Origin of the sequence: Streptomyces sp. NRRL S-495 (genome assembly GCF_000966955.1) — a bacterium.
Taxonomy (GTDB): Bacteria; Actinomycetota; Actinomycetes; order Streptomycetales; family Streptomycetaceae; genus Kitasatospora; species Kitasatospora purpeofusca.
Window position 1 is genome coordinate 1 of record NZ_JZWY01000201.1, and the last position, 748, is coordinate 748.

Below are 748 nucleotides of genomic sequence, written 5' to 3' on the forward strand. Positions count from 1 at the left end.
GATCGGCTTGAAGGTGGAGCCGGGCTGGAAGCCGTTGCCGCCGCCCATCGCCGCGTCGACGTTGAGGTTGACGACGGTCTGGTTCTTGGACGGCTCCAGGCCGTACGGGCGGGTCTGGGCCATCGCCAGGATCTTGCCGGTACCCGGCTCCATCATGGTCGCGGCGGCCGACACCGGGTCGGTGACCTTGACCTTGCCGGTGACCGCGGCCTGGGCGGCGGCCTGCTTGTCCGGGTCGAGGGTGGTGTAGATGTTCAGACCGCCCTGGTCCCAGAACTTCTTCCGCTCGGCGGCGTTCTTGCCGAAGGCCGGGTCCTGCTTGACCACGTGCCGGACGTAGTCGCAGAAGAAGCCCATGCCCGCCTGGGCGGTGATGCAGCCGTTCTGCGGGTCCTTGTACTTCAGGCCCAGCGGGGCGGCCTTGGCCTCCTTGGCCTGGTCCGCGGTGACGTGCTTGTTCTCGACCATCTTGTCGATCACGGTGTTGCGCCGCTTCACCGCGTTCTCCGGGAAGCGCACCGGGTCGTACTGCGACGGGTTCTGCACCAGGCCGGCCAGGGTGGCGGCCTCGGCGATGGTGAGGTCCTTGTTGCTCTTGCTGAAGTACCGCTGGGAGGCGGCCTCGATCCCGTACGCCTGGTGACCGTAGAAGGTGATGTTCAGGTAGTTGGTGAGGATCTGGTCCTTGGTCAGATCCTCCTCCAGCTTGATCGCGACCTTCAGCTCCTGGATCTTGCGGCCCAGGGTC

Annotated in this window: 1 protein-coding gene; it reads right to left on the minus strand. The window is 66.2% G+C overall.

From position 1 onward, the window contains the following. On the minus strand, positions 1 to 748 hold a 748-nt coding region (locus VR45_RS12485; protein WP_045939781.1), incomplete at both ends, for a transglycosylase domain-containing protein.